This is a genomic window from Paenibacillus sp. JNUCC 34, from assembly GCF_058269055.1.
Genome location: NZ_CM177770.1, coordinates 4003702 through 4028813, shown reverse-complemented (window position 1 = coordinate 4028813; position 25112 = coordinate 4003702). Strand labels below are relative to the sequence as shown.

The 25112-nt window shown below is 49.0% G+C and carries 20 protein-coding genes; 19 read left to right on the top strand and 1 reads right to left on the bottom strand.

Annotated elements, in window-relative coordinates; all coding sequences use genetic code 11:
* Positions 1–79: 79 nt before the first annotated feature.
* The 6 genes from AC2TF5_RS18915 to AC2TF5_RS18890 all read left to right on the top strand — a co-directional run bounded on the left by AC2TF5_RS18915 (position 80) and on the right by AC2TF5_RS18890 (position 6357).
* Entirely contained in the window at positions 80–1906 is a 1827-nt protein-coding gene (locus tag AC2TF5_RS18915; protein ID WP_491298720.1) for a DNA repair helicase XPB, read from the top strand.
* Positions 1903–3792, top strand: coding sequence for a helicase-associated domain-containing protein (locus tag AC2TF5_RS18910; protein WP_491298719.1), 1890 nt, complete (start codon positions 1903–1905; stop codon positions 3790–3792). Before AC2TF5_RS18915 ends, AC2TF5_RS18910 begins: the two co-directional genes overlap by 4 nt.
* Positions 3793–3959: 167 nt before the next feature.
* On the top strand, positions 3960–4397 hold the full coding sequence (locus tag AC2TF5_RS18905; protein WP_491298718.1) for a YlbF/YmcA family competence regulator: 438 nt from the start codon (positions 3960–3962) through the stop codon (positions 4395–4397).
* A 43-nt stretch (positions 4398–4440) separates the two neighbouring features.
* Positions 4441–4704 (top strand): YlbG family protein, encoded by a 264-nt coding sequence (locus AC2TF5_RS18900; RefSeq protein WP_491298717.1) that lies wholly within the window; start codon positions 4441–4443, stop codon positions 4702–4704.
* A 245-nt stretch (positions 4705–4949) separates the two neighbouring features.
* On the top strand, positions 4950–5387 hold the full coding sequence (locus tag AC2TF5_RS18895; protein ID WP_208914815.1) for a hypothetical protein: 438 nt from the start codon (positions 4950–4952) through the stop codon (positions 5385–5387).
* A 91-nt stretch (positions 5388–5478) separates the two neighbouring features.
* Positions 5479–6357: a PHP domain-containing protein gene (locus AC2TF5_RS18890; protein WP_491298716.1), complete on the top strand. Its 879-nt coding sequence runs from the start codon at positions 5479–5481 to the stop codon at positions 6355–6357.
* 945 nt (positions 6358–7302) lie between these two features.
* Here the strand turns inward: AC2TF5_RS18890 and AC2TF5_RS18885 are convergent.
* The gene (locus AC2TF5_RS18885; RefSeq protein ID WP_491298715.1) at positions 7303–9063 is read right to left on the bottom strand and encodes an Rqc2 family fibronectin-binding protein; all 1761 of its coding nucleotides are present in this window, start codon (positions 9061–9063) and stop codon (positions 7303–7305) included.
* Between the two features lie 181 nt (positions 9064–9244).
* On the opposite strand from AC2TF5_RS18885, the gene AC2TF5_RS18880 reads away from it, so the two are divergent.
* From AC2TF5_RS18880 to rlmN, 13 genes are all read left to right on the top strand, one after another.
* Positions 9245–12034, top strand: a complete 2790-nt coding sequence (locus AC2TF5_RS18880; RefSeq protein ID WP_491298714.1) for a calcium-translocating P-type ATPase, SERCA-type — start codon at positions 9245–9247, stop codon at positions 12032–12034.
* Positions 12035–12107: 73 nt separating this feature from the next.
* Positions 12108–12965: a diaminopimelate epimerase gene (gene dapF, locus AC2TF5_RS18875; protein WP_491298713.1), complete on the top strand. Its 858-nt coding sequence runs from the start codon at positions 12108–12110 to the stop codon at positions 12963–12965.
* Between the two features lie 179 nt (positions 12966–13144).
* A complete protein-coding gene (locus AC2TF5_RS18870; RefSeq protein ID WP_491298712.1) occupies positions 13145–15025 on the top strand; it encodes a bifunctional homocysteine S-methyltransferase/methylenetetrahydrofolate reductase in 1881 nt (626 codons plus the stop codon).
* A 38-nt stretch (positions 15026–15063) separates the two neighbouring features.
* Entirely contained in the window at positions 15064–15948 is an 885-nt protein-coding gene (locus tag AC2TF5_RS18865) for a YicC/YloC family endoribonuclease (protein ID WP_491298711.1), read from the top strand.
* Between the two features lie 51 nt (positions 15949–15999).
* The gene (gene remA / locus AC2TF5_RS18860) at positions 16000–16260 is read left to right on the top strand and encodes an extracellular matrix/biofilm regulator RemA (protein WP_006209218.1); all 261 of its coding nucleotides are present in this window, start codon (positions 16000–16002) and stop codon (positions 16258–16260) included.
* Positions 16261–16274: 14 nt separating this feature from the next.
* The gene (gene gmk, locus AC2TF5_RS18855; protein WP_491298710.1) at positions 16275–16850 is read left to right on the top strand and encodes a guanylate kinase; all 576 of its coding nucleotides are present in this window, start codon (positions 16275–16277) and stop codon (positions 16848–16850) included.
* A 66-nt stretch (positions 16851–16916) separates the two neighbouring features.
* Positions 16917–17117 (top strand): DNA-directed RNA polymerase subunit omega, encoded by a 201-nt coding sequence (gene rpoZ / locus AC2TF5_RS18850; protein WP_491298709.1) that lies wholly within the window; start codon positions 16917–16919, stop codon positions 17115–17117.
* A 182-nt stretch (positions 17118–17299) separates the two neighbouring features.
* A complete protein-coding gene (gene coaBC / locus AC2TF5_RS18845) occupies positions 17300–18544 on the top strand; it encodes a bifunctional phosphopantothenoylcysteine decarboxylase/phosphopantothenate--cysteine ligase CoaBC (protein WP_491298708.1) in 1245 nt (414 codons plus the stop codon).
* Positions 18544–21072 carry a primosomal protein N' gene (gene priA, locus AC2TF5_RS18840; protein WP_491298707.1) on the top strand — a complete coding sequence of 843 codons (2529 nt, stop codon included), beginning with the start codon at positions 18544–18546 and terminating at the stop codon, positions 21070–21072. The genes coaBC and priA overlap by 1 nt, the downstream gene beginning before the upstream one ends.
* A 41-nt stretch (positions 21073–21113) precedes the next feature.
* Entirely contained in the window at positions 21114–21611 is a 498-nt protein-coding gene (def, locus tag AC2TF5_RS18835) for a peptide deformylase (RefSeq protein WP_491302937.1), read from the top strand.
* Complete coding sequence (gene fmt, locus AC2TF5_RS18830; protein ID WP_491298706.1) at positions 21608–22549, top strand: methionyl-tRNA formyltransferase; 942 nt, start codon at positions 21608–21610, stop codon at positions 22547–22549. Before def ends, fmt begins: the two co-directional genes overlap by 4 nt.
* Positions 22550–22605: 56 nt before the next feature.
* Entirely contained in the window at positions 22606–23931 is a 1326-nt protein-coding gene (gene rsmB / locus AC2TF5_RS18825) for a 16S rRNA (cytosine(967)-C(5))-methyltransferase RsmB (protein ID WP_491302936.1), read from the top strand.
* 136 nt (positions 23932–24067) lie between these two features.
* Positions 24068–25108: a dual-specificity RNA methyltransferase RlmN gene (rlmN, locus tag AC2TF5_RS18820; protein WP_491298705.1), complete on the top strand. Its 1041-nt coding sequence runs from the start codon at positions 24068–24070 to the stop codon at positions 25106–25108.
* Positions 25109–25112 lie beyond the last annotated feature (4 nt).

The window sequence follows — 25112 nt, the reverse complement described above, 5'->3', positions numbered from 1 at the left end:
CAGATCCGTTTTCAGACGGAGATGAGCTTCTTTTTGCGAATACAGCCAAATCTATAGGAATAGCCAAGGAGGAATACAATTGATAAAAGACAAACCGTGCATTGTCCAGCGAGACCGGACGATCCTCTTGGAAGTGGAGCATTCCGGTTTTAAAGAAGCCCGTGAACAGTTGTCACGATATGCTGATTTGGTTAAAAGTCCGCCCTCTTTTCATACATACCGGATTACTCCTTTGTCTTTGTGGAACGCAGTAGCATCGGGATGGAATGCCGAACAAATATGCGGAAGCCTTCAGTCACTATCCCGCTTCGACGTGCCTTCTGTCCTGCTAGAGGAAATTTTACAGCTTGTATCAAGATACGGACAGCTCACGCTATTGAAACATCCAGAACGTGAAGAGTCGCTTATCCTCCGATGTGAAGATGAAGAACTTATGCATGAGATTAAACTGCAGCCCTCCTTATCTATGGCTGGACTAACCTTTTTGACGAATACGGTCGCGGAGGTTCCCTCGGAACGAAGAGGGATGCTGAAGCAGGAGCTGACGCGTCTTGGGTACCCCGTGATGGATTACGCCGGATATCAGGATGGACAGTTTCTTCGGATTCATTGGCAAGGTGAAGCGTATGAGGTAGAAGGCTCCGGCAGACTTGGAACAAACAGGCTGTACAAGGCGGATGAGACTTCAGGAGAAACAAAGCACGGTCAAAGTAATCGTACATCTTTCCGCCTACGTGATTATCAGCAGGAGGCGGCGGAAGCGTTTCGGGATAGTGGAGGAAAAGGGGGAAGCGGTGTACTCGTGCTTCCTTGCGGCGCAGGAAAGACCGTCATCGGTATGGCGACGATGCGGGAGCTTCAATGCGAGACACTGATTCTGACGTCCAATACGACCTCGGTCCGGCAATGGATCGCGGAGCTGCAGGAGAAGACTTCACTCCAATCTTCCGATATCGGGGAGTATACGGGTCAGCGTAAAGAGGTACGGCCGGTGACGGTGGCCACATATCAAATACTGACTCATCGCCAGAACAAAGAGGACGAGCTCCGCCATATGAAATTGTTCAACGAAAGAAATTGGGGACTGATTATATATGATGAGGTTCACTTGCTTCCTGCACCTGTGTTTCGGGCAACCGCAGACATTCAGGCAACCCGGCGACTCGGTTTAACGGCAACATTGATCAGAGAAGATGGTCGGGAGCATGATGTGTTCTCCTTGATCGGCCCAAAGCGTTATGAAATGCCTTGGAAGACGCTCGAAGAAAAAGGCTGGATTGCCGCCGTGGATTGTGTGGAAGTGAGGGTACCCATGACAGACAGCCTGAAGGAACAATGCCGCTATGCCGGCACCCGCGAGCAGTATCGTCTGGCATCGGAAAATCCTGCGAAGATGGACGTAGTAGAGAGGCTAATGGAGCGTCATTCCAGTGCTCAGACTCTCATTATAGGACAATATCTGGACCAACTGGAGGCGATCTCCAGGGAGCTGGAAATTCCGCTCATCTCGGGTCAAATGCCACAACACCAGCGCAACGAGCTGTATGCTGCTTTCAGGAGAGGAGATCAGCGAATTCTTGTCGTCTCCAAAGTAGCTAATTTTGCAGTGGATTTGCCGGATGCTTCGGTGGCCATTGAAATATCCGGCAGCTTTGGTTCAAGACAGGAAGAGGCACAGAGGCTTGGTCGTATTCTTCGTCCGAAGGCTGGCGATAACAAGGCATACTTCTACGCGCTCGTTTCACAGGATAGCCGGGAAGAGGTATTCGCACTTCGCAGGCAACTGTTTCTTATTGAGCAGGGCTATCAGTATCGGACCGTGACGGAGCCTTCTATCGGAAATAAGGGTTCTCAAGCTTTCGAGGACGGCACTGAACCCGGAAAGGAGGCAGCAGGTACGACATGATGGATATTCAAGACAGGTCACCCCGCCAATTATCAACATCGGAACAAAGCGTATTGTATCGGATTTGGATTTCTTTTGCTGGTCAGGTATTTGATGAGGAAAAGTTGCTTTCTCTTGATATCCGGCCACTTAGCGGAGCTGAAGTGCTGACTGCCTTTTTGGGTCTCAGGCAAGGCGGATGGGTGAAAGCAGTCAAGAAAGCCTGGGGTGAGCGATTATACTTCATTCCCTCGGAAAGACTGCTGTTTGTGCAGGAAGCTTTTTTTACACCATCCCAGGCTCTGGAGGAAGTTCCTGCGGCGGCTCTGTCGTTTGAGGCGAAGCCGGGATTGGCTCTGGATGTGTTTAATGCGTTGGTGTACGGTGCGAAGAATGGTGGTTTTCCGCTAACTTTAAAAGGTACAGTACATAAAAAGCATATTCAAAAGCTGGATGAACCTGAGGGCCTTACAGGATCGGATATTGCCGCCATCGGGCTGCAGTATGCCCATTCGGATGCCTACCCTCCACGTGCTGCCGTGCTGCTCGACCTGCTCCTTAGTCTGGGGTTGCTAACCAAGGAGAGTCACGCCCTTGTGTTAAAGGAGGATGCACTTCAAGAATGGCTCGACCTGTCACTTGAGCAGATGAATAGTCTCCTCTTTCAGAGCATTATGGAAAGATACGGTCGAACGAATCCGGAAAGTCAGCATTTTCGCCAAGTGTTGTGTCATAAAGACTTTAGAGAAGAGGTCTGGTATGATGTGGACCGCCTGCTGGACGAAATGACGGCTGCAGGTATTGAGATGCAGGAGCGCAGGAATGAACTGTATGATGAAGGAAAGGCATGGCTCCGTTTTCTGGCAGGGGCAGGCTGGGCTGATGTAGGCACAAGTAATGACGAACATTTGTTGATCCGGTGGAAAATCCCTGCTGGACGACTTCTCAAAGGCGAGATCGACGACAAGACTGTTTCTGCTGCAGGATACTTATTTATTCAGCCGGACTATGAAGTTATGGTGCCGCCGGATACCCCCTTCTCAGTACGTTGGAGCTTGGCCCAGTGTGCAGAACGTGTATCCGATGACCATATGTCGGTTTACCGTCTTACCAAAGGATCTGTTGCGCTTGCAGCTGATCTGGGGATGAACCCGGAACAGGTGGCTGGTTTTGTTGCCAGTCAGGCGCTCTCTGGTGTACCTGACAATGTGGCGGCGGCTCTCGCACAGTGGGGACGTGAAGTAGGCAGAACTTCATTTGCGGAACTAACTGTACTGCAGTGTGAAACGGTGGAAGAAGGCGATCAGATCGCGGCTCATCCCAAATTGACGGAGTTGATTCATCGACTGGGCCCCCTGTATTTTGCCGTAAAGCCCGAACATGTAACCGAAATTAGAAAAATTCTTACGGTTGCAGGACTCCCGCCTAAACGCCAGATTGGCGGTTTTGATCAAACCGCCGGCCAATGGGAGCTAGAGGAACCCCGGCAAGCAGAAGCAGAAAGAACGGACAGCCTTTACCGAAAAGGGGATTACGATCATTTCAAATCCTCGGGTCTTGTATATAGCGGAAGGAATGAGCATTATTTTCAGCCGGATTCCGAAATACCGGACAAGCAGGATTTGTTTCCCGGACTTGCAAAGATTCCTGTCATGTGGACAAGGGATTGGCGCAGTTATCATGGTACAACAGCTAAGCAAATCATGGAGCAGGCGCTGGATTGGAAGGTTAAGGTGGAGCTTGGTATGGAAAATAAAAAAGCCGAATTTATACCGAAACGGCTGTTCCGTAATCCATGGAGGGTATCTGGGCTGATATATTCATCAGACTCGGAGAAGCCGGAACAGATTGAGCTGAGTGAAGGCGGATGGCAGAAGATGAGACTGATTGTGCCGGGTCAATTCTGAGGCGGACGTCCGTTTCTCTATGGAATAAGCAGTTCTAATCAGCATCCTTTCAATTATTTTGGCGGTGTTCAACTGCAGTTTCCCTCTTCTTAAGCAGCGTTCGTTATGCTATGATAAAGAAGTCCACCTTTTGGGCGGACTAATCTATAAAGAAGTGGGATGAGATCATGAGCGTATCGGAATTGAACACGGTTGATATGGCCGAGGTGCTCACCTACGCCTATGAATTGGGCGACATGATTAATGCATCCGTCGAGGTGGCGGATTATCTATATTGGAAACAGGCTGTTGAGAACGATCTTGGAATCCAGGCCCTGGTTAGTAAACTTGAAGCCAAGAAGGAATTGTTCAACGAAACCCAGCGGTTCGGTCATTTCCACCCTAACTATCATTCAGCCAAAGATGAAGTTAGTGCGGTAGAAGCGGAGCTGGAGGCTTTTGAAGCCGTTGTACGCTTTAAGCTTGCTGAGAAGAATTTGGATGATCTGCTCTTTAATATGTCTGAGAAAATCGCATTTTCGGTGTCGGACACCATTAAAGTACCAAGCAATAATGCTCTTCCGAAAAAAGGGTGCGGAAGTGGCGGCGGCTGCCAGTGTGGCTGATCTGAGCGGTAATAGATAGAGATGAAAGAGAGGCGAGACCAGGATGTTGGCGGAACGAACCGGTTATATTATTTGGGTAAGTGATGTGAAAGCAGCAAGAAACCTTGAGAAATACGGTAGTGTGCACTATATTTCACGACGAATGCAATATGTTGTAATGTACGTTAACGCTGAACGTGCGGACGAGACAGTCAAGAATATTCGCAGACTTTCCTACGTCCGTAAAATCGAGCGTTCGTACCGGAACGAGATTAAGACGGAATACAGCAGTAACGAGCCTGACAAGACCAATTTTTTCGGACCATGAATGAACTTCTCCGGTTAGCCCCGGGTCTTGCCGATAATTTGAATATGCAATATACAAGCGGCCGCGAGGCCGTTTTTTTTGTAGGAAAATAGAACTTTTGGAATCCATGGAAAACTGTGTTTTTAATTTTCAAGAACTATTCACAAAGAAAAAAGTTTCTGACTTGTGCATAATTAAGGAATGATGTAATATGTTGGGTATATATACATAGACATAAAGACCCATTGGGTGGAGAGTGATAATCCATGCGCGACAAAGGGACAGAGCGGTGGAGCACCTACGAACCGTTTTACATTACGTTAAATGACAAGAAAATTGCAGACATCGTCATAACAAATCATGCCAAAAGCCGGTACACGGATCGGGTGGAACATCACGATACTCCTCATGAGGAGATTGGGGCCTGGATGTGGGAATGTTTGAAACAGGATCGCATTGTGCCTTATTACAGAAACGAGCAGGACGTGTATCTTATTGATGATGATCTCGTCGTAGTTGCGGAATTTTCAGAGCTGGAACACGAACGTGATCTAATCGGAAACCCGTTGCATCGGATGATTATTGTGACTTTTCTCGGACGGATGTCTGAGACGATTGAACTCCGGGATCTAAAATCCTATTATTCCTGGTTACGTCACTCCCGGCGTATGACCTTAATAAAAAACAGCCGTAAACGGAAATAGAGCATGTGTGCGAAAGCACGGATGCTCTTTTTGTATGGATCCGGAAAGTTCGGTAGAATAGAGAATAAATGATGTGGAAGGAGTTGTGAGGATGGATTCGGGTCAACAACCGCCATCAATGGCTAGAAAAAAAGGCTGCGATCTTCATACACATACGCTGGCTTCGGACGGGATGAACGAGCCTTCTGAGAACGTACGCCTTGCGTACGAAAAAGGTCTATACGCTGTGGCGATAACTGATCATGACACGGTTTCTGGTGTTCAAGAGGCTCTCGAAGCGGGTAATCGTTACGGGATGACAGTTGTCCCCGGCGTGGAGATTAGCACCATGGCAGGTGGTAAGGACATTCATATTCTTGGATATTACGTAGATACAGAAGATAAAGATTTTCTGAACCGTCTGTCTAATCTGCGTAATACGAGAAATGAGCGCAACGAGAAAATCATTCGTAATCTGCAAAGTCTTGGTATTGAAATAACGATGGAAGAGGTTATTTCAGGCCTTGATCGGGATTTGAAGCCGGATGAAAGCATTGGCCGTCCTCATATAGCAGACACACTCGTGCGAAAAGGATTCGCATTGAATATGCGTGATGCATTTGACCGTTACCTGGCGCACGGAGGTCTTGCCTACGCTGCTCAGCCTCGCATTTCTCCTCAGGAAGCGTGTTCGTGGATAAGAGAGGCTGGCGGAACGCCGGTATTGGCACATCCGGGTCTGTATGATGATGACGGACTTGTAAGGGAAATTATTAAGGAGGCCCGTCCATCGGGTATTGAAGTGTTCCACTCGGATCATGGACCAGAGGAAGAGCGCCGTTATGGGGCAATAGCTGAAGAATTTGGTTTGATCGTGACGGCAGGCTCCGATTATCACGGTGAGCGGCAGGGAGCTGTGTTTCATGGGGATATTGGCAATCGCTCTGTGCCTGAAGATGTGCTGGAGAAGTTGAAGGCTGCGCGGGGATAGGCCCGTAGTTAGAGATCATGTCAGTTGTAATGCTGAGAGGTTGTCTTCAATGGATCTAAGGTTCAACTGGATCTGCGTTGTAAGGCGCTACAAGTACGAATCGTTCCTTCAATCGCTGTTGCCCCCGAATTTCTTGAATTATTCCTTGACGGAAGAAATTCGGGAGCAAAGAGCGTATGCTTTCGATGCGAGCTTTCCTTCGGAAAGCTTTTACCGCTACCGCTTCTCCGAAATCGTTTCGTCCTTTCCGCTGCTACGTGTTTGCCACTTAAAAAACATAAAGAAAACCATCCTTTGATTCCATGAAAGTCTCCAGCAACCATCTAAAAGATGGGGATCCTCTAACTTTAGTGATCTTCACCTCACTTAGCGAGCATACCCTTTCTCCCAAATAGCCGATTCCATTCCTTTCATACACGCGTCCCTTCGGATTGCAAGGGGGAGGTTGGGCGATGAGGTGGGCTGACTTTTTCCCGCCCACAAATTTTTTTAAGAAAAAGCACCGTGAATCGCATAATAATCAGGCACCTAAGAATGATCCTTGGTATTACTCCCTCAAGGTTAACAACGAAAAAGGTCATCTGTTAAGATGAATCTACGTTGTTGACCGGAGGGGATTTTTTTGTTTGAAGTTCGGTGTGAAAAAAAGGTGTATCCAAGGAGCTTAAAGCTGAGACTATCAGGATTTATACAATCATTATAGATTCTGGAAAAACTAAACGACCGCTTCATGGTTAAATACCGAGAAGCAGTCGCTGCATGATAGCCTTTTATTGTTGTCTATTCGACGGTGGAATGACCACCTCAGATGGCCTGATTGAATTTTGTGGTCCATGGTACATTGAATGTACAGAAGAGACCTCTCCGTAATTTGATGAGAGATTTCTTTTTTTGAAGTGGTCATACACGAAGTACTCGCAGCGTCTTACAACAGACAACCGACTATTAATTTCTCTGGTTTTTGATAACATTCGGCAGGCTCTTGATGAGCTGTGCATCCGGTGTCACAAATAGCGTCTTCTGGTGATCATAGATAACAAAACCGGGTTTTGAACCGCTTGGTTTACGAACATGACGGATTAGCGTGTAATCAACGGGCACGCTGCTGGATTCTTTGGCTTGACTGTAATAGGCGGCCAATTGGGCAGCTTCCTGCAATGTGTTTTCCCCGAAACTGTCGCTGCGGATGACCACGTGTGAACCGGGAATATCTTTTGTATGAAGCCAGGTGTCATTCGACGAGGCCAGACGGTTCGTGACATATTCATTTTGCAAGTTGTTTTTGCCTACGTACAGCTCGATTCCTTCCGATGAAGTGTACATGTGCAGTGTAGGCTTGTCATTCTTTTTCTTCTTTCGTGTCTTGCGGCTGCGGTCGCGTAGGTAACCTTGCTGGATCAGCTCTTCCCGGATCTCGTCAATATCGTTCAGTGAGGCGTGAGCCAACTGTTGCAGTAGGTTTTCAATATAACTGATCTCCTCACGGGTCTTGATGAGCTGTTCATCGATAACGGCTAGGCTATTTTTGTATTTGTTGTACTTCTTGAAGTAACGCTGTGCGTTATCGGACGGAGACAGCAGCGGATCAAGTTGGATGGTGATCATCTGCTGATCCTCGTCGTAATAATTAAGCAGTTCTGCTTGTTTGTCACCCTTTTGGATACTGTGCAGTGAAGCGAATAGCAGTTCGCCGGAAATGCGGTAACGGTCAGCGTCCCCTGCTTCTTCCAGATCTTCATGCAGCTTATCGAGCTTCTTGATGTTTTTTGAACGCTCGTTTTGCAGGAAACGGAGCAGATCGCTTACCTTTTGCTTAACGGTATCCCGCTGAGCTTTGTCGCCGTAGTAATCTTCCAGACATTTGCTAGCGGTATCGTAATGCTCTGTTTGCCCTGGAAGCATTGTGAGCGGGATGACGGAGAATACCAATTTTCCTTTGGTGTTCACTCCGCTCACGGGGGTGTAGCGGTGGTTTGCGACTTCGGTCATGATTTCGGAAAAAGCGTTCCATAACCCGCCGCAGTCTTTCTCAGTACCGGAAGGATCTCCACCAGTCGTATAACCGGCCCGATGGGCAATCTCCTGTGCTGCAAGAGGACTCATTCCGCTAAATGAATCTACCAGCCACGCGATAGGATCATCTGAACTGAGCAGACAAGATTCCCGGAACTGTTCCTGCACGGTCTCCAGCGGATTCAGCTTATTCTGCTGCGGAGGTTCGGTGTAAGCTACCCCCGGCATAATGATCCGGTAGCTGCTGATTGCTGGTGTAACGTGATGGATTCCGTCGAGTATGGTTCCTGTGGAATGATCCAGCAGGATGATGTTACTGTGACGGCCCATAAGTTCAATGATGATCGTTTTGGAGGAAATATCTCCAAGTTCATCCCGCTGCCGGATACGGATGTGGATGATCCGCTCCATGCCAATCTGTTTGATTTCCTCGATAATTCCGCTCTCACAATGTTTGCGCATCAGCATACAGAACATCGGGGCTTCGGGCGGGTTGAGAAAGTTCTCTTCCGTCAGGTGCACCCGGGGATACGTCGGATTTGCGGAAAGCAAAATCTTGGCGTTTCCGTTCTGTGATCGGATGTGGAGCACAATGTCCCGTTCGTTCGGTTGATATATTTTACTGATCCGGGCGCCCCGATAAGCTTTAAGCTCATTCACAATCGCCCGTGTTACGATACCGTCCAATGCCATTCGTCATTCTCCTATCTGTTACGTTACCCTTCTTGTTTTCTTCTCTATGATGCCATACTTCGGGTAAAAACTTAAGGGCCAGGCTGTGATATTTATGGTCCTGTCCGAATACATTTACGTTGAGAGGTGGAAAAGCTGTCGTCCGCCGGAACTGGAGAAACAACCGGGAGGGAAAGGAAGCATGGAACAAAAGTTATGGCACCAGATGGATGTTGATGAACTGCAGCAGGTGCTGCGAGTGCACCCGCAGCAGGGCCTCATGGAAGAGGAAGCAGGGGAAAGACGGAAAACCAGCGGGTTGAATGAACTGTCCGAGGGCAAGAAAATATCTCCTTTTACACTGTTGTTGAATCAATTCAAGGACTTCATGGTGCTCGTGCTCCTTGGTGCCACGTTGGTATCTGGTCTGCTTGGGGAATACCTGGATGCCGTGACCATCATCGCCATCATTTTAATTAATGGAGTGCTCGGCTTTGTACAAGAATTTCGGGCTGAGCGCTCACTTCGGGCATTGAAACAGCTGTCAGCGCCTACTTCCAAAGTGCTGCGGGACGGAAAAGTAATCCATATTGCGGCAAAAGGATTGGTTCCGGGAGATATTATTCTGGTAGAAAGCGGCGACCGGATTCCAGCGGATGTCCGCTGGCTGAAGACAAGCAGCTGCAGTGTGGAAGAATCGGCGTTAACCGGTGAATCGCTGCCCGTGAACAAACATTCGGAGCCTATTTCAGAGCATGATGTGCCGCTTGGAGACCTAAAAAATATCGGGTACATGGGCACGATGGTATCCCGCGGAACAGCAAAGGGAATGGTCATCCGTACAGGGATGGACACCGAGATGGGCAAAATCGCAGATTTGATTCAAAATACCGATTCCCAGGAAACTCCGCTACAGCATCGTTTGGAGCAACTTGGCAAAATACTGATCGGCGTCTCACTTGCGCTTACTGTTCTGGTTGTTGTTGCAGGAATTTTGCATGGCCAGCCTGCGACAGGTATGTTTCTGGCAGGAGTCAGCCTCGCGGTTGCCGCGATTCCTGAAGGTCTTCCGGCCATCGTGACCATAGCGTTGGCGCTTGGTGTGCAGCGGATGATTAAACGTAAAGCTATCGTAAGAAAACTCCCATCGGTTGAAACGCTAGGCTGCGCTTCCGTCATCTGTTCGGACAAAACCGGTACGTTGACGCAAAATAAAATGACGGTAACCCGCGCCTGGATTGGTGGCCGGATGCTGGAAGTTACGGGACAAGGCTATGAGCCATCTGGTCAAATTCTGAAGGACGGAAAACCCGTTGAACTTCGAGCAGATCAAGGTTTACGGAGACTTCTGCAGATTGGCGGACTGTGTAACAATGCCGAAATTTATGAGAATACGTCTGAAGGAACAAGTTCAAAACGTAAGAACAAAGAAGAGCCGCAGCCTGTCAGTTGGGAACTCAAAGGCGATCCGACAGAAGGAGCGCTGCTGACACTTTCCGCAAAAATGGGGCTTGGCCAGAGTACACTCGCTGCTTCTTACCAGCGTGATAAGGAATTCCCGTTCGACTCCGAACGCAAATTGATGTCTGTCATTGTCAGTCACCAAGGCGGACGCTTGCTATGCACTAAAGGGGCGCCTGATGTGCTGTTGGATGCTTGTACTTATATTTTGTGGGAAGGCAATGTCGTACCTTTGACCGGAACGCTCCGGCAAAAGGTGCTGGAGGCCAACGAATCCATGGCTTCTTCTGCATTGCGCGTACTTGGGTTGGCATATCGGGATCTTCGTTCTCACGATAAGCCGGAATCTGAACGAGAGGCTGAATGTCAGCTTATCTTTACGGGGCTGACCGGTATGATTGATCCTCCGCGTCGTGAGGTTCGGGATGCGATCACAACATGTCGCCGGGCGGGAATTAAGACGGTTATGATTACGGGAGATCACCGTACCACAGCGGAAGCTATCGCGAATCAGCTCGGAATTATGCCACGAAATGGACTCTCGATGACCGGGCAGGAACTGTCTTGTCTTGATGACAAGCAACTGGATGCGATGGTCGATAAGACATACGTATATGCCCGGGTCTCGCCTGAGCATAAGCTGAGAATTGTAAAGTCGCTCCAGCGAAAGGGACATGTGGTTGCAATGACTGGAGACGGTGTCAACGATGCTCCTGCGATCAAGGCATCGGATATCGGCATAGCCATGGGGATTACGGGTACAGATGTGACCAAAGAAGCCTCAGCGCTAGTACTGAGCGACGATAACTTCTCCACCATCATAGCCGCGATTGAAGAAGGACGGAACATATACGAAAATATCCGTAAGTTTATTCGGTATCTTCTCGCCTCTAATGTCGGCGAAATATTGACGATGCTTTTTGCTATGATGATGGGTCTGCCGCTACCACTCGTACCGATTCAGATTTTATGGGTGAATCTTGTAACCGACGGCCTTCCTGCCATGGCGCTTGGAGTGGATCAACCTGAGAAAGACTTAATGGAGCATAAGCCGCGTGGAGCCAAGGAAAACATATTTGCAAGACGTCTCGGGTGGAAAATTATTAGCCGCGGTGTGCTGATCGGTCTGTGTACATTGGGAGCCTTCTGGCTTACGCTGCGGACGGCACCGGATCAGGCAGGGCAGCTAGCTAAGGCGCAGTCAGTCGCATTTGCCACCCTGGTCATGGCTCAGTTGATTCACGTGTTCGACTGCCGGAGCTCACGGTCCATTTTCCACCGGAATCCGCTTCAGAACAAATATCTGGTATTAGCCGTGCTGTCTTCCGTACTGCTCATGCTGGGTGTTATGTACATCGAAGCTCTGCAGCCAATCTTTAAAACGGTTCCGCTGGGACTGAGAGAATGGGCAATCACGCTTGTTGGTGCTGGTATTCCAACATTCTTGATGGGTGCAGGCAGCGTATGGGGCGGTAAGCGTCACCGTAGCCGTCGCGATATGATGACGAAAAGTGCAAATTTTTCGGCATAAAATAAATTTGAAAATCCGTCTTGCTGCGGTATGCTGATTTCCATTAGCAGCTGCAGAGGAGATGGGTTTTCTTATGTTATTCACTAAAATGCACGGACTTGGAAATGATTTTATTATCGTATACGGCGAGAAGGATCTACCGATTAATGCTGCAGAACTAGCTGTAAAATGGTGCAACCGATTTTTCGGAATAGGGGCCGACGGACTCGTATATATTTTGCCTTCTGATAAAGCCGATTTTAAGATGCGAATCATGAATTCTGACGGCTCTGAAGCCGAGCAATGCGGAAATGCCATTCGTTGTGTGGCTAAATACGTCTACGATCACGGATATGTCAATGGCAGCGAGGTCACGATTGAAACGCTAGGGGCAGGCGTACAGAAAGTCAGTCTCAAAATGGATGGGAGTCAGGTCCGAAGCGTAAGGGTAGATATGGGAGAGCCAATACTTGAAGGGTTGAAGGTTCCTACTACGCTGGATCACAACCTGGTAGTGAATCATCCGATCGAGGTGGACGGACGGCAATTCAGCTTTACAGCTGTGTCGATGGGCAATCCCCACTGCGTGATTTATGTAGATGATGCTGTTCACTTTGACCTGTCGGTATGGGGACCGAAGCTAGAAGGTCACTCGTTTTTTCCGAAAAAGATCAACGTTGAGTTTGCTACCGTAAAGGCGCGGGATTATGTAGATATGCGTGTGTGGGAGCGAGGTGCCGGACCTACGCTGGCTTGCGGGACCGGTGCATGCGCAACTTTGATAGCGTCGGTGCTGAACGGCAATACGGATCGGGCTGCTGTCATCTCACTTAAAGGTGGTGATTTGTTCATTGAATGGGATAAGAATGATAACCATGTATATATGACAGGTCCGGCTGAGATGGTATATGAAGGAGAGATTCCGGTAACTGCGGCTGAAGGGGTACAGTAATATCGGGATGGAAATTTATTTTATATGGTTCACGTACGTATAAATCATTCAATATTTCTCGAAGAAACGCTCTTCATCCTTAATAAAGGATAACCAAAAGCGTTTCTTCTTGCTCTTTATCTTTGGGAAGTATTTATGATACATTAATATGAAACTATAGTCAGGTAGGGGGAAGTACAATGAGACCGGATCTGCGGCAAGCTTGGGGAAGCAAGGTACTAATCGGGGACGGAGCGATGGGTACTTTCTTATATCAAAAAGGTTTTCCGGTAGGGATATCCTATGAGGAGTTGAATCTGACCTCCCCGGAAGTCATAGGAGATGTACATCGCCAGTACATAGAAGCTGGTGCCCAGATACTTGAGAGCAACACGTTTTCTGCGAACTACGATAAACTTTCGAAGTATGGTCTTGAATCGAAAGTAGATGAGATAAACCGGGCAGGCGTGCGCATTGCTCGTGAAGCTGCTGGCAAGGACGGATACGTTGTCGGTGCCATTGGCTCCATACGTGGAGGGAAGCGGAACAATATATCGACCGATGAGCTGAAAAGATACTTTGAACAGCAGATTCATTCACTTCTGACCGAGGGAGTGGACGGTATTGTACTGGAGACCTTTTACGACGTAGAGGAAATGCTGCTGGCACTATCTCAGATGCGGAAGGTAAGTGATCTGCCAATCATCGCTCAGTTTGCTGTGGAAGATATCGCCAGAACACTTGATGGACATACGATGACTGAAGCGTTCCGCATTGTTTCTCAGGAAGGTGCGGATGTATTCGGATTCAACTGCCGTACCGGACCGAATGGAATACTGCGTGCCTTGGAGACGCTGCAGGGAGTTAAGACTCTTCCAGCTTCGGTATTTCCTAACGCGGGGATTGCCGATTATGTAGACGGCGAATACCGTTACGGAGCCAGTCCTGAATACTTCGGGAAAATGGCGGTGAAGTTTGCTGACATGGGGGCCCGAATTATCGGGGGCTGCTGTGGGACGACACCGGCACATATCGCCGAGATTTCATCTGCTCTTATGAACTACATTCCGTCTCCTCTGCCGGAGCCTTCTAATGAAGACTCGGACCGAGACCGGATCGTGCTGCATGAACATCTGGATCAGGAACTAGGAGTGGAACGAAGCGGCGAACCTACACTTGTCGATCTTGTAAAGGAACGGCATACGGTCATTGTCGAACTGGACCCGCCTCGTGATCTGGATATTACAAAATTCATGAAGGGCGCTGAAGCGTTAAAAAGAGCGGGAGCAGACGCGCTGACGATGGCTGACAATTCGCTGGCTGTCACCCGGATGAGCAATATGGCACTTGGCCATCTTGTTCATAGCCGTACCGGTCTACGGCCTTTGATCCACATCGCTTGCCGGGACCGAAACCTGATTGGAACGCAGTCCCATATGATGGGCTTTGATGCACTGGGAATTGATCATGTGCTGGCTGTCACAGGCGATCCTGCCCGGTTCGGAGATTTACCGGGTTCCAGCTCTGTTTATGATCTGACCTCCTTTGAAATTATACGGATGATCAAGCAGCTGAACGAGGGCGTAGCTTTCTCGGGCAAGCCTCTGAAGCAGAGGGCAAAGTTCGTTGTTGGGGCAGCGTTTAATCCGAATGTAAGGAATCTTGATAAAGCGGTGCAACGACTGGAGAAAAAAATAGCTAGCGGTGCAGACTATGTGATGACTCAGCCGGTGTATGATCCGGAACTCATCGTAAGGTTGAGGGAAGCCACCAAGCATCTGGACATTCCAATTTTTATTGGGATTATGCCATTGGCAAGCGGTAGGAATGCAGAGTATCTTCATAATGAAGTGCCTGGTATCCAGTTGTCCGACGAAGTGCGTGGACGAATGGCTGGGCTTGAAGGTGAAGAGGGCCGGGTTATGGGAGTGAAAATTGGGAAAGAACTATTGGATGTCGCAGCCGAGCATTTTAAAGGCATATATCTGATGACTCCGTTTATGTTTTATGAGATGACGGCCCAGCTGACGGAATACGTATGGGAGTTATCCGGCCGCCGATTGTCCCCCTTGTTTCATTAATAGTTATCAATTACAATAGTATAATGGATGTGATTCCGATGTCATTAAGTATGACCGGATTTGGTCAATCCGCCATCAAATTTGAGGGTTATACGGTTACCTTTGAAGTGAAGTCAGTGAATCACCGGTATTGCGAAGTTTTATTTCGGATGCCGCGTGAATGGGCTTGCTTTGAAGATTCTCTAAGAAGGACCGTACAGTCCCGCATCGGACGTGGGCGGATCGATGTTTACATTAATAAAGAAAGCGACGGCGAGAACTCCTCGGCGGTCCTTAATCATGCCATGGTTAAGGCTTATTTGAAAGCCGCGGATGAATTAGGAAGCTACGGCATTGAAGGGAAGCCAACAATTAGTGACATTCTTTCATTGCCTGAAGTTCTGATCAGCCGAAGTGAGCAGCCGGGCGAAGATAAGCGCCAGCAATGGGGCGAAATGTTATGCGGCGGACTTGACAGCGCTCTGGATGGACTGATGCAAATGCGCAGTGCAGAAGGATCTCATTTAGCCCAAGATATGGAGCAGCGGATTGAACGCCTTCAGTCTTTGCAGACAGAGATGGTGAGCCTTGCTCCGACCGTCACAGCTGAATACCGGACACGCCTGCGTCAGCGCTTGGAGGTCTTGAACGACGGCTCGTTGACTTTCGATGAACATATATTTGGAATGGAAGTCGCTATGTTTGCGGAGCGCTCCAATATTGATGAGGAATTGATTCGTCTGCATAGCCACTTCAATCAATGCAGACAGCTTTTGCATCAGAAGGGGCCTACGGGACGCAAACTGGATTTTCTGATCCAGGAAATGAACAGGGAAGTCAATACGATTGGATCGAAAGCCAATCATCTGACTCTGGTAAACCGTGTTGTCGAAATGAAAGCGGAACTGGAGAAGATTCGTGAACAAGCCGCAAATGTAGAATAAGCAGGCTTATTCGGCAAATAGAGTCAAATGTATAGGGGGAGCAACCGCAATATGGCAATCAAACTCATTAATATTGGCTTCGGGAATATCGTATCGGCCAATCGTATCATTTCGATCGTAAGCCCCGAATCAGCTCCGATTAAGCGGATTATTCAAGAAGCAAGGGATCGTCATATGCTGATTGATGCCACTTACGGCCGCCGGACCAGGGCTGTGATCATAACGGACAGCGATCATGTCATTTTGTCGGCTGTGCAACCGGAGACGGTTGCTCACCGTTTATCCAGCAAAGATGATGACAACGACGAATAAAGATGGGGAGTATTATGTCTACAAAGGGATTATTAATTGTATTGTCCGGTCCGTCCGGTGTAGGTAAAGGAACGGTATGCAGCGCACTGCGCAGTTTAGTTCCGGATCTGGTATACTCGGTTTCAGCCACAACGCGCAAACCGCGTATGGGTGAAGTGGACGGTGTTAACTATTTTTTCAAGGAACGTGAACAGTTTCACTCCATGATCGAGAATGATCAGCTCTTGGAATTTGCGGAGTATGTCGGTAATTATTACGGTACTCCGCGCGATTTTGTGGAAGAGACCATAGCAAACGGTAAGGATATTATTCTGGAGATTGAAGTGCAAGGTGCGTTGAAGGTTAAGGAGAAGTTCCCTGAGGGGATATTTATTTTCCTGACCCCACCGTCTTTGGATGAATTGAAGGACCGTATTGTTGGGCGCGGCACGGAAAATCAGGCTACGATAGATCACCGGATGTCTGTAGCGGTTGATGAAATGGAATTGATACGACATTATGATTATGCGGTTGTCAATGACGAAATCAATCACGCATGCAAACGAATAGAATCTATTATTATTGCCGAACACTGTAAAGTCGTGAAGTGAGATCATTAGCTTTCTTTTTGACAGTGAGAGATAATTTAGTATATGAAAATGAGGTGCTTTGAAACTATGCTATATCCTTCCATCGATGAAATGATGAACAAAGTGGACAGTAAGTACTCGCTCGTTGTCGCGGCTTCCCGCCGTGCACGTCAGCTGCGCGAAGGTGAGAACAGTGAGCTGAAAAACCCGAAATCCCATAAACATGTGGGTGTTGCTCTGGAGGAAATTTACGGTGATCTCATCCGCGTTGAGCGGGGCGAAGAGTAAGCTTCCTGACATTTTAATAAGATGCTATACAAAAATGTGACAACCGAAAGGTTGTTATTTTTTTGAGAATATAAGCTAGTATAAGATTTCATTTATACTAGGCTTATATTCTTTCAGAAGCGGGTTTACAATATAAGCTTTGCTTCTTTGTTGTTTTAATACATAAAGCGGGGGGAGCAGTTATGTTAAACGGTAAAGTTATTGTGCTTGGAGTCACGGGCGGCATTGCGGCGTACAAAGCCGCTACGCTGTGTAGCAGACTCGTCCAAAAGGGGGCCGATGTGCATGTGATTATGACGTCCTCGGCCAAGCAGTTTATTACTGAGCTAACACTGCAGTCGCTTACTAAAAATCCGGTATACAGCGATACGTTTGATGAGCGTGAGCCTTCTGTCGTATCCCATATTCATCTGGCAGATCTGGCCGACTTGGTATTGGTAGCTCCGGCTACGGCCAATGTTATAGGCAAAATGGCAAACGGCCTTGCCGATGATATGCTTACGACCACACTTCTGGCAACCACGGCACCAGTTATGATTTCCCCGGCAATGAATGTGCATATGTATACACATCCCGCGGTTGTAGCGAACATGGAGACATTAGTTTCCCGCGGAGTGTCGATGATCGAGCCTGGTGAGGGTCTACTCGCTTGCGGCTATGTCGGCAAAGGTCGTATGGAAGAGCCGGAAAGTATTGTTGAAGTGGTGGAAAGATTTTTTAAACAGCAGGAAATGGACCCAGTGCTTTCTGGAAAAGATAGGGCAGATGGGATTTTGTCAGGTAAAAAGGTAGTCGTAACCGCAGGCGGAACGATCGAACGCATTGATCCGGTGCGTTACATTACAAATGATTCATCTGGCAAAATGGGCTTTGCGATAGCCAAGGCGGCAAAAGATATGGGTGCGGACGTCCATTTGATCGCAGCTCATACCGATGTATCTCTTCCGGAGGGTGTAAAGACGGAGCGAGTGGAATCAGCACAGGACATGTATGAAGCTGTCATGCGGGAGTTCGATGACAGTGACCTGATCGTCAAAGCTGCCGCGGTAGCCGACTATCGGCCGATGAAAGCAGCCTCCTCGAAGCTGAAAAAGCAGGGAGAGACCATGACACTGGAGCTGGTCAAAACGACAGATATTCTGGAGACCATGGGCAAATCCAAAAAGTCACAGTTTCTGATCGGATTCGCTGCTGAAACCAATTTGGTGGAACAGTATGCGATGGACAAGCTGCGTCGTAAAAACTGCGATCTTATCGTAGCGAATGACGTAACAAAATCCGGCGTCGGATTTGGAACAGATACGAATAGTGTGCAAATATTCGACTCGGAAGGGCTCGCACTTCATCTTCCGCTCATGTCTAAGGAGGATGTGGCTCTGCGCCTGCTTACTTTGGCAGCTGAGCGAATGGCAAGGGGGGAATCTTGATGGAAATGGCCAGAGTGATTGTGGACGTTCCGTCCAAGGACACCGATCGGCCGTTTGATTATCTGATCCCAGAACGGCTTCGGCCGTGGGTTGAGGTTGGAAGCCGGGTAGGTGTCCCTTTCGGACACCGGACACTGCAAGGCTTCGTTGTGTCTCTGCATCCGCGTCCCGAGATGGATTATGCCAAAATGAAGCCAATCCAGGAAGTTCTGGACTTCGCTCCTCCATTGTCCCCGGCGTTGATTAAGCTCAGCGAGTGGATGAAGGAGCGTTATGCGTGCCGTCAAATCACGGCACTGCAGTCCATGCTTCCAACAGCGCTTAAAGGTAAAGCGGAGCGTTATATTACACTCGGAAATCCTGATGAGGATGATCGCGGGCCGGAAGACGGCCTGTTTGCCGTGCTTCCCGAAAATGAAGTGGAGCAAGCGGTTTTGGATTTTGTTAAACAACGTGGTGAAGTCACATTAGAGCAAGTAAACCGGGCTTTTCCGAATGACTCAGACCAGATCAAAGCCTTGCTGGCACGGGGGCTACTGCTTGAGCATCAGCAGATTAAGGACAAGCTGCAGAAAAAAACGATGAAAGCCGTGGAATTGGCTGTAGAAGTTGCAGAGGCGCAGGAAGCGCTAGCGTCATTTCCGGCAAAAGCCCAGCGCCAAAAAGAAGTTCTCGCATATATCATAGAAATGGAATCATTCCTTCCTATAGCAATGAAAGAAGTATTGTCTGCTCTCGGGGTGACAGCCGGAACCGTTAAAGCTCTTGCTGATAAAGGGTATATCCGGATCGAGGATATGGAAGTATTCCGGGATCCTTATAAAGGCCGGGATTTTAAACCGAGCGAACCGCTTGTTCTTACACAAGAGCAGCAGCAGGTGTACAGACGAATTGTTTATAAGCTGGATGAGCGCCGGCATAGCGTCTTTCTATTACACGGGGTCACTGGGAGTGGGAAGACGGAAATCTATCTTCAGAGTATCCAGCGATGCCTGGAGCAGGAACGGCAAGCGATCGTGCTTGTTCCGGAAATCTCACTTACACCTCAGATGGTTGAACGATTTAAAGGACGTTTTGGAGATCTGGTTGCCGTGATGCACAGCCGGCTTTCGGACGGTGAGCGTTATGACGAGTGGAGAAAAATTCATGAAGGCCGTGCTTCGGTAGTCGTTGGAGCGCGTTCGGCTATTTTTGCACCTTTTGACCGCCTTGGATTGATCATTATGGATGAGGAGCATGAGACCTCTTATAAACAGGAAGAAACGCCGAAGTATCACGCCAGAGATGTGGCGATTCGGCGGGCATCAGAAACAGGCGCAGCCGTAATTTTGGGCTCGGCTACCCCTTCGCTGGAGAGCTATCATGCTGCTAGATCGCAATCCCAGGAGGATTTTGCACCAGAACTGCTGGAAATGCCGACACGTGCGTTAGGCAATCGGCTGCCAGAAGTTACTATTGTTGATATGCGTGAAGAGTTGAAGGAAGGTAATCGCTCCATGTTTAGCCGTCCTCTTCATGAGGCGATTGCGATCCGGCTGGAGCGTGGAGAACAGACGGTGCTGCTGCTTAACCGGCGCGGATACTCTACGTTTGTGATGTGCCGCAGCTGCGGGTACGTGGCAGGCTGTCCCGAATGCGATATTTCACTAACATACCATCAGAAATCGAACAATCTTCGTTGTCACTACTGTGGATATGCGCAGCAAGCTCCGGAAGTATGTCCGGACTGTGGAAGCGAGCATATCCGTTATTTCGGAACCGGGACCCAACGTGTTGAGGAAGAGCTTGCCAAACTGTTTCCGGGAATCAGGGTGATCCGGATGGATGTGGATACGACGACAGAGAAGGGTTCGCATGAAAAGCTGCTTAAGCAGTTCAGGGATAAAAAAGCGGACGTTCTGCTCGGTACCCAGATGGTAGCCAAAGGCCTTGATTTTCCGGATGTAACGCTTGTCGGTGTCATTACAGCGGATTCGGCACTAAACCTGCCAGATTTCAGAGCAGCTGAGAAAACGTTCCAGCTATTAACCCAGGTTGCCGGCCGTGCAGGCCGCCATCAGCTTCCGGGGGAGGTTGTCATTCAATCCTATACGCCCGAGCATTATTCGATTATTCATGCGAGCGGACACGACTATCTGACATTCGTTAAGGATGAGCTCAAGCACCGCAAGGCGCTGCATTATCCTCCATATTGCAGGCTTATTCTGGTGACACTATCGCATGAGCAGCTGCCGCTGCTTGTCCGTATCGCGGAAAATTATGCGGCAGATTTGAAGGGAAGGGCGGACCGGAGAGGCTGGTTCGGTAGTCTGGACCGCTTTGCCGCTGACGCCCTGGATGTTCTGGGGCCCGTAGCATCGCCTATTCCAAGGCTAAAAAATAGATACAGATTCCAATGTATGATAAAATGGCGTGGGACGATGGATGCTGTCTCGCTTGTCAGGCAGGTGGCTGAGGAGCTACAGGATTCGGTGCGTGACACGAAACTGCAAATTAGCATTGACGTGGACCCGCAAATGTTAATGTAATACAGCATATATTGAATGAAAAGCGTGAGGAAGGTGTCATGATGGCAATACGTATTATTGTTAAGGAACCGGACGAGGTACTGCACAAAAAGGCCAAAGAAGTTACAAAAGTAACGCCAAACGTTCAGAAGCTGCTGGATGATATGGCGGATACCATGTATGATGCGGATGGCGTTGGTCTTGCTGCACCTCAGGTAGGCATATTAAAACGTCTTATCGTGGTAGATGCTGGGGATGAGCATGGGTTGATCAAGATGATGAACCCGGAAATTCTGGAAAGTGAAGGTGAGCAGTTCGGACCTGAAGGCTGCCTAAGCATCCCTGGATGGAACGGTGATGTGCGCCGTGCCGAGCAGGTAAAGGTGAAGGGGCTTGATCGCGAAGGAAATGAACTGATCGTGACGGCAACGGGTCTGCTAGCCCGTGCTTTTCAGCATGAAATAGACCATCTGAACGGGGTTCTGTTTACAGACATCGCGGAACGGGTGTACGAATATGATCCGAACCTGCCTCCACGGAGGGAGCTGGAAGATCGATGAATATCGTATTTATGGGTACCCCTGCGTTCGCCGTGCCCAGTCTCGACATGCTCGTAGCTGAAGGCTACAACATTACGGCAGTCGTAACGCAGCCGGACCGACCGCAGGGGCGGAAAAAGGTGCTTACACCTACCCCTGTAAAAGAAGCGGCTTTGCGTCATGGCATTCCTGTGCTGCAGCCGCAACGCCTTCGCAGCCCGGAAGCGATAGCTGAGCTCTCAAAATATGAGCCGGATATGATTGTTACGGCAGCGTATGGGCAAATTTTGCCGAAAGCTGTGCTAGATATGCCTTCGCTCGGCTGTTTGAACGTCCATGGCTCACTCCTCCCTAAGTATCGGGGAGGAGCTCCCATCCAGCGTTGTATCATCAACGGGGAGAAGGTTACAGGGATTACGTTAATGTATATGGCTGAAGGCCTTGATACGGGGGATATGATTGCCCGCGTGGAAGTTCCGATCCAGGATGATGACACCGCCGGAACGATGTTTGAGAAACTCAGCATCGCTGGAGCTTCACTTCTGAAGGAGCAGCTTCCGTCCCTGACGGGCGGCAAGGTGCAGGCAGTTCCTCAGAACGATGAGGAGGCAACGTATGCCCCGAACTTGTCGCGTGAAGATGAGAAGATCGATTGGACCCGCACGTCTCGGGAAATCTACAACCAGATACGAGGTCTTGTTCCATTTTCCGGTGGATTTACCCTTTGGAACGATGAGGTGTTCAAGGTATGGGCAGCTGAAGCTCCCGGGAACGGAAGCTCCGCTTCAGGGAAAGCCATTCCTGGAACGGTGCTCGACCTAAGCGAGAAGGGTATTGTGGTGAAGACTGGCGACGGCTTCCTAACAATGTTATCGGTCCAGCCGAGCGGTAAAAAAGCGATGGATGCTGCACAGTTTAGCCGTGGGACAAGCATGACGCCCGGGACGGTGCTGACGTGAGCGGACGAGGAAACACTTCTTCCAGGGGGCGTACATTATCAGCCAGGGAACTGGCTATGAATGTTCTGACACAGGTGGAGCAGGAAGGGGCGTACAGCAATCTGCTGCTCAATACGGCCCTTCAGAAGGCTTCTCTCGAAAAGGGTGACGCCGGGCTTGCAACGGAGCTTGTATACGGAACGATATCCCGCCTAAACACCTTGGATTATTTTCTTGACCGGTTTGTTAAGAAAGGTACAGCCAAGCTGCAGCCCTGGGTAAGAGCGCTGTTGCGGCTGAGTCTGTATCAGATTGTGTATCTGGATCGGATTCCGGAGCATGCTGTTGTCAGCGAGGCTGTTAACCTGGCGAAGCGGCGCGGTCATCAGGGTATATCAGGCATGGTCAATGGTGTGCTGCGAAGTATACTCCGACAAAAGGATGAGCTGGTTGTTCCTGATAACTTGCCCGCAGTGGATCGAATTTCTCTCCGTCATTCCCATCCGAAATGGCTTGTGGAGCGCTGGATCGAACAATATGGCGAGGATACGGCTGAAGCGATTTGCGAAGCTAATAATGAGCCGCCTGCCGTTAGTGTCCGGGTCAATACAACGATGATCAGCCGTGAGGGCATGTTGGAAGAGATGATCAACAGCGGTCTTGAGGCGGTACCCTCACAACTGAGTCCTTATGGAATTATCGTAAGAAGCGGTGGAAATATGGCCCATACAGACTGGTATCGTGACGGAATGATCTCCATCCAGGATGAGAGCTCGATGCTGGTCGCCGAGGCTGTTCATCCGGCCCCCGGCATGAGAGTGTTGGACTGCTGCGCCGCCCCAGGCGGCAAGACGGCTCATATGAGCGAAATCATGAAGGATGAAGGTTCCGTCATAGCCAATGACCTGCATTCCCATAAACAGAAGCTCATATCCGAGCAGGCGGAGCGGCTGGGTCTGGACAGTATTATGACGGTTACAGGCAATGCGCTGGATTTAGTGAAGAACTACGAGCTCGGATCCTTCGACCGCATTTTGTTGGATGCACCTTGCTCAGGGCTTGGTGTGATCCGGCGGAAGCCGGATCTGAAGTGGGCCAAGACGCCTGAGGATATTCAAGAAATTGCAAAGCTGCAGCGTGAATTGTTGCAATCGGTATCCGGTCTCGTTCGACCCGGTGGAGTACTTGTATACAGTACGTGTACAATCGAACCTGGAGAGAACGAAGGGACGGTTGCCGCGTTTTTGGCCGACAATCCAAACTTTGAGGTTGCTGATGATGAAGCTGGTAGTATGAGCCGGGCATTGAAGAATGCACTTCCTCGAGGTGGGGGCGTACAGATCCTTCCGCAGCATTTCCACAGTGACGGATTTTATATTGTGAGACTTCGCAGGCTCTCTTAAGAGGCTTTGTTTGCAGGACAATAGGAATGGCCCGCCTTACTGGCGGGTTTTCTCTTTTACCGTCTCTTTTATTTATGTTAGAATAGGAAGAATGAGAAAAGAGATGCATATGAATGAAAAAGACAGGTGGAATGAGATGAACCCCTTTATATACGATTTTTCGCTTGAGGAGCTTCAAGCATGGGCTCAGGACAATGGAGAACCCGCATTCCGCGGTTCCCAAATATATGATTGGCTGTATGTTAAACGCGTAGATTCCTTCGAAGAGATGACAAATCTTTCTAAAGATCTGCGTCAAAAACTGGAGGAGCAATTCAGTTTCGTAACTTTGAAAGAAATTACCAAGTTCGAATCAAAGGACGGTACAGTCAAATTTCTGTTCGGACTGCATGACGATCATGCGATCGAGACCGTTATTATGAAACATAACTACGGTAACAGCATTTGCGTGACAACTCAGGTTGGCTGCCGAATTGGCTGTACGTTTTGTGCTTCTACCTTGGGTGGGTTGAAACGGGATTTAACATCCGGCGAGATCGTTGCCCAAGTCGTTCAAGCACAGAAGATTCTTGATAAGAAAGGGGAGCGCGTCAGCAGTATTGTCATTATGGGCACCGGGGAACCGTTCGAGAATTATGAAGCAACGATGAAGTTTCTGCGGACCATGATTCATGAGAAAGGGCTGAACATTGGTCAGCGCCATATTACGGTGTCGACAAGCGGTATCGTACCTAACATCTATAAGTTTGCCGAGGAAAACACTCAAATCAACCTGGCGATATCTATCCATGCGCCGAACGATACGCTTCGTTCCAAGCTGATGCCGGTCAATCGGCGTTATCCATTCGATGATGTCATCGAAGCTCTTCGGTATTACCAGGCTAAGACAGGACGCCGTATTACGTTTGAGTATGCCTTGATCGGCGGTGTCAATGACCAGGCTGAGCATGCGGAAGAGCTGGCAGACGTAATTAAAGACATGAATTGCTACGTAAACCTGATCCCGGTCAACCACGTGCCGGAACGGAAGTATGTCCGCACGTCGCGCAACGATATTTTCAAATTTCAACGTACGCTCGCAGATAAGGGTGTTAATGTAACCATCCGCCGTGAACAGGGTCACGATATTGCTGCCGCTTGCGGTCAGCTTCGGGCTAAGCATATGGAGTTGAGGTGAGAAT

Coding starts and splice junctions, on each gene's coding strand:
- AC2TF5_RS18910 (WP_491298719.1), top strand. CDS start 1,903: ATGATGGATATTCAAGACAGGTCACCCCGCCAATTATCAACATCGGAA.
- AC2TF5_RS18905 (WP_491298718.1), top strand. CDS start 3,960: ATGAGCGTATCGGAATTGAACACGGTTGATATGGCCGAGGTGCTCACC.
- AC2TF5_RS18900 (WP_491298717.1), top strand. CDS start 4,441: ATGTTGGCGGAACGAACCGGTTATATTATTTGGGTAAGTGATGTGAAA.
- AC2TF5_RS18895 (WP_208914815.1), top strand. CDS start 4,950: ATGCGCGACAAAGGGACAGAGCGGTGGAGCACCTACGAACCGTTTTAC.
- AC2TF5_RS18890 (WP_491298716.1), top strand. CDS start 5,479: ATGGATTCGGGTCAACAACCGCCATCAATGGCTAGAAAAAAAGGCTGC.
- AC2TF5_RS18885 (WP_491298715.1), bottom strand. CDS start 9,063: ATGGCATTGGACGGTATCGTAACACGGGCGATTGTGAATGAGCTTAAA.
- AC2TF5_RS18880 (WP_491298714.1), top strand. CDS start 9,245: ATGGAACAAAAGTTATGGCACCAGATGGATGTTGATGAACTGCAGCAG.
- dapF (WP_491298713.1), top strand. CDS start 12,108: ATGTTATTCACTAAAATGCACGGACTTGGAAATGATTTTATTATCGTA.
- AC2TF5_RS18870 (WP_491298712.1), top strand. CDS start 13,145: ATGAGACCGGATCTGCGGCAAGCTTGGGGAAGCAAGGTACTAATCGGG.
- AC2TF5_RS18865 (WP_491298711.1), top strand. CDS start 15,064: ATGTCATTAAGTATGACCGGATTTGGTCAATCCGCCATCAAATTTGAG.
- remA (WP_006209218.1), top strand. CDS start 16,000: ATGGCAATCAAACTCATTAATATTGGCTTCGGGAATATCGTATCGGCC.
- gmk (WP_491298710.1), top strand. CDS start 16,275: ATGTCTACAAAGGGATTATTAATTGTATTGTCCGGTCCGTCCGGTGTA.
- rpoZ (WP_491298709.1), top strand. CDS start 16,917: ATGCTATATCCTTCCATCGATGAAATGATGAACAAAGTGGACAGTAAG.
- coaBC (WP_491298708.1), top strand. CDS start 17,300: ATGTTAAACGGTAAAGTTATTGTGCTTGGAGTCACGGGCGGCATTGCG.
- priA (WP_491298707.1), top strand. CDS start 18,544: ATGGAAATGGCCAGAGTGATTGTGGACGTTCCGTCCAAGGACACCGAT.
- def (WP_491302937.1), top strand. CDS start 21,114: ATGGCAATACGTATTATTGTTAAGGAACCGGACGAGGTACTGCACAAA.
- fmt (WP_491298706.1), top strand. CDS start 21,608: ATGAATATCGTATTTATGGGTACCCCTGCGTTCGCCGTGCCCAGTCTC.
- rsmB (WP_491302936.1), top strand. CDS start 22,606: ATGAATGTTCTGACACAGGTGGAGCAGGAAGGGGCGTACAGCAATCTG.
- rlmN (WP_491298705.1), top strand. CDS start 24,068: ATGAACCCCTTTATATACGATTTTTCGCTTGAGGAGCTTCAAGCATGG.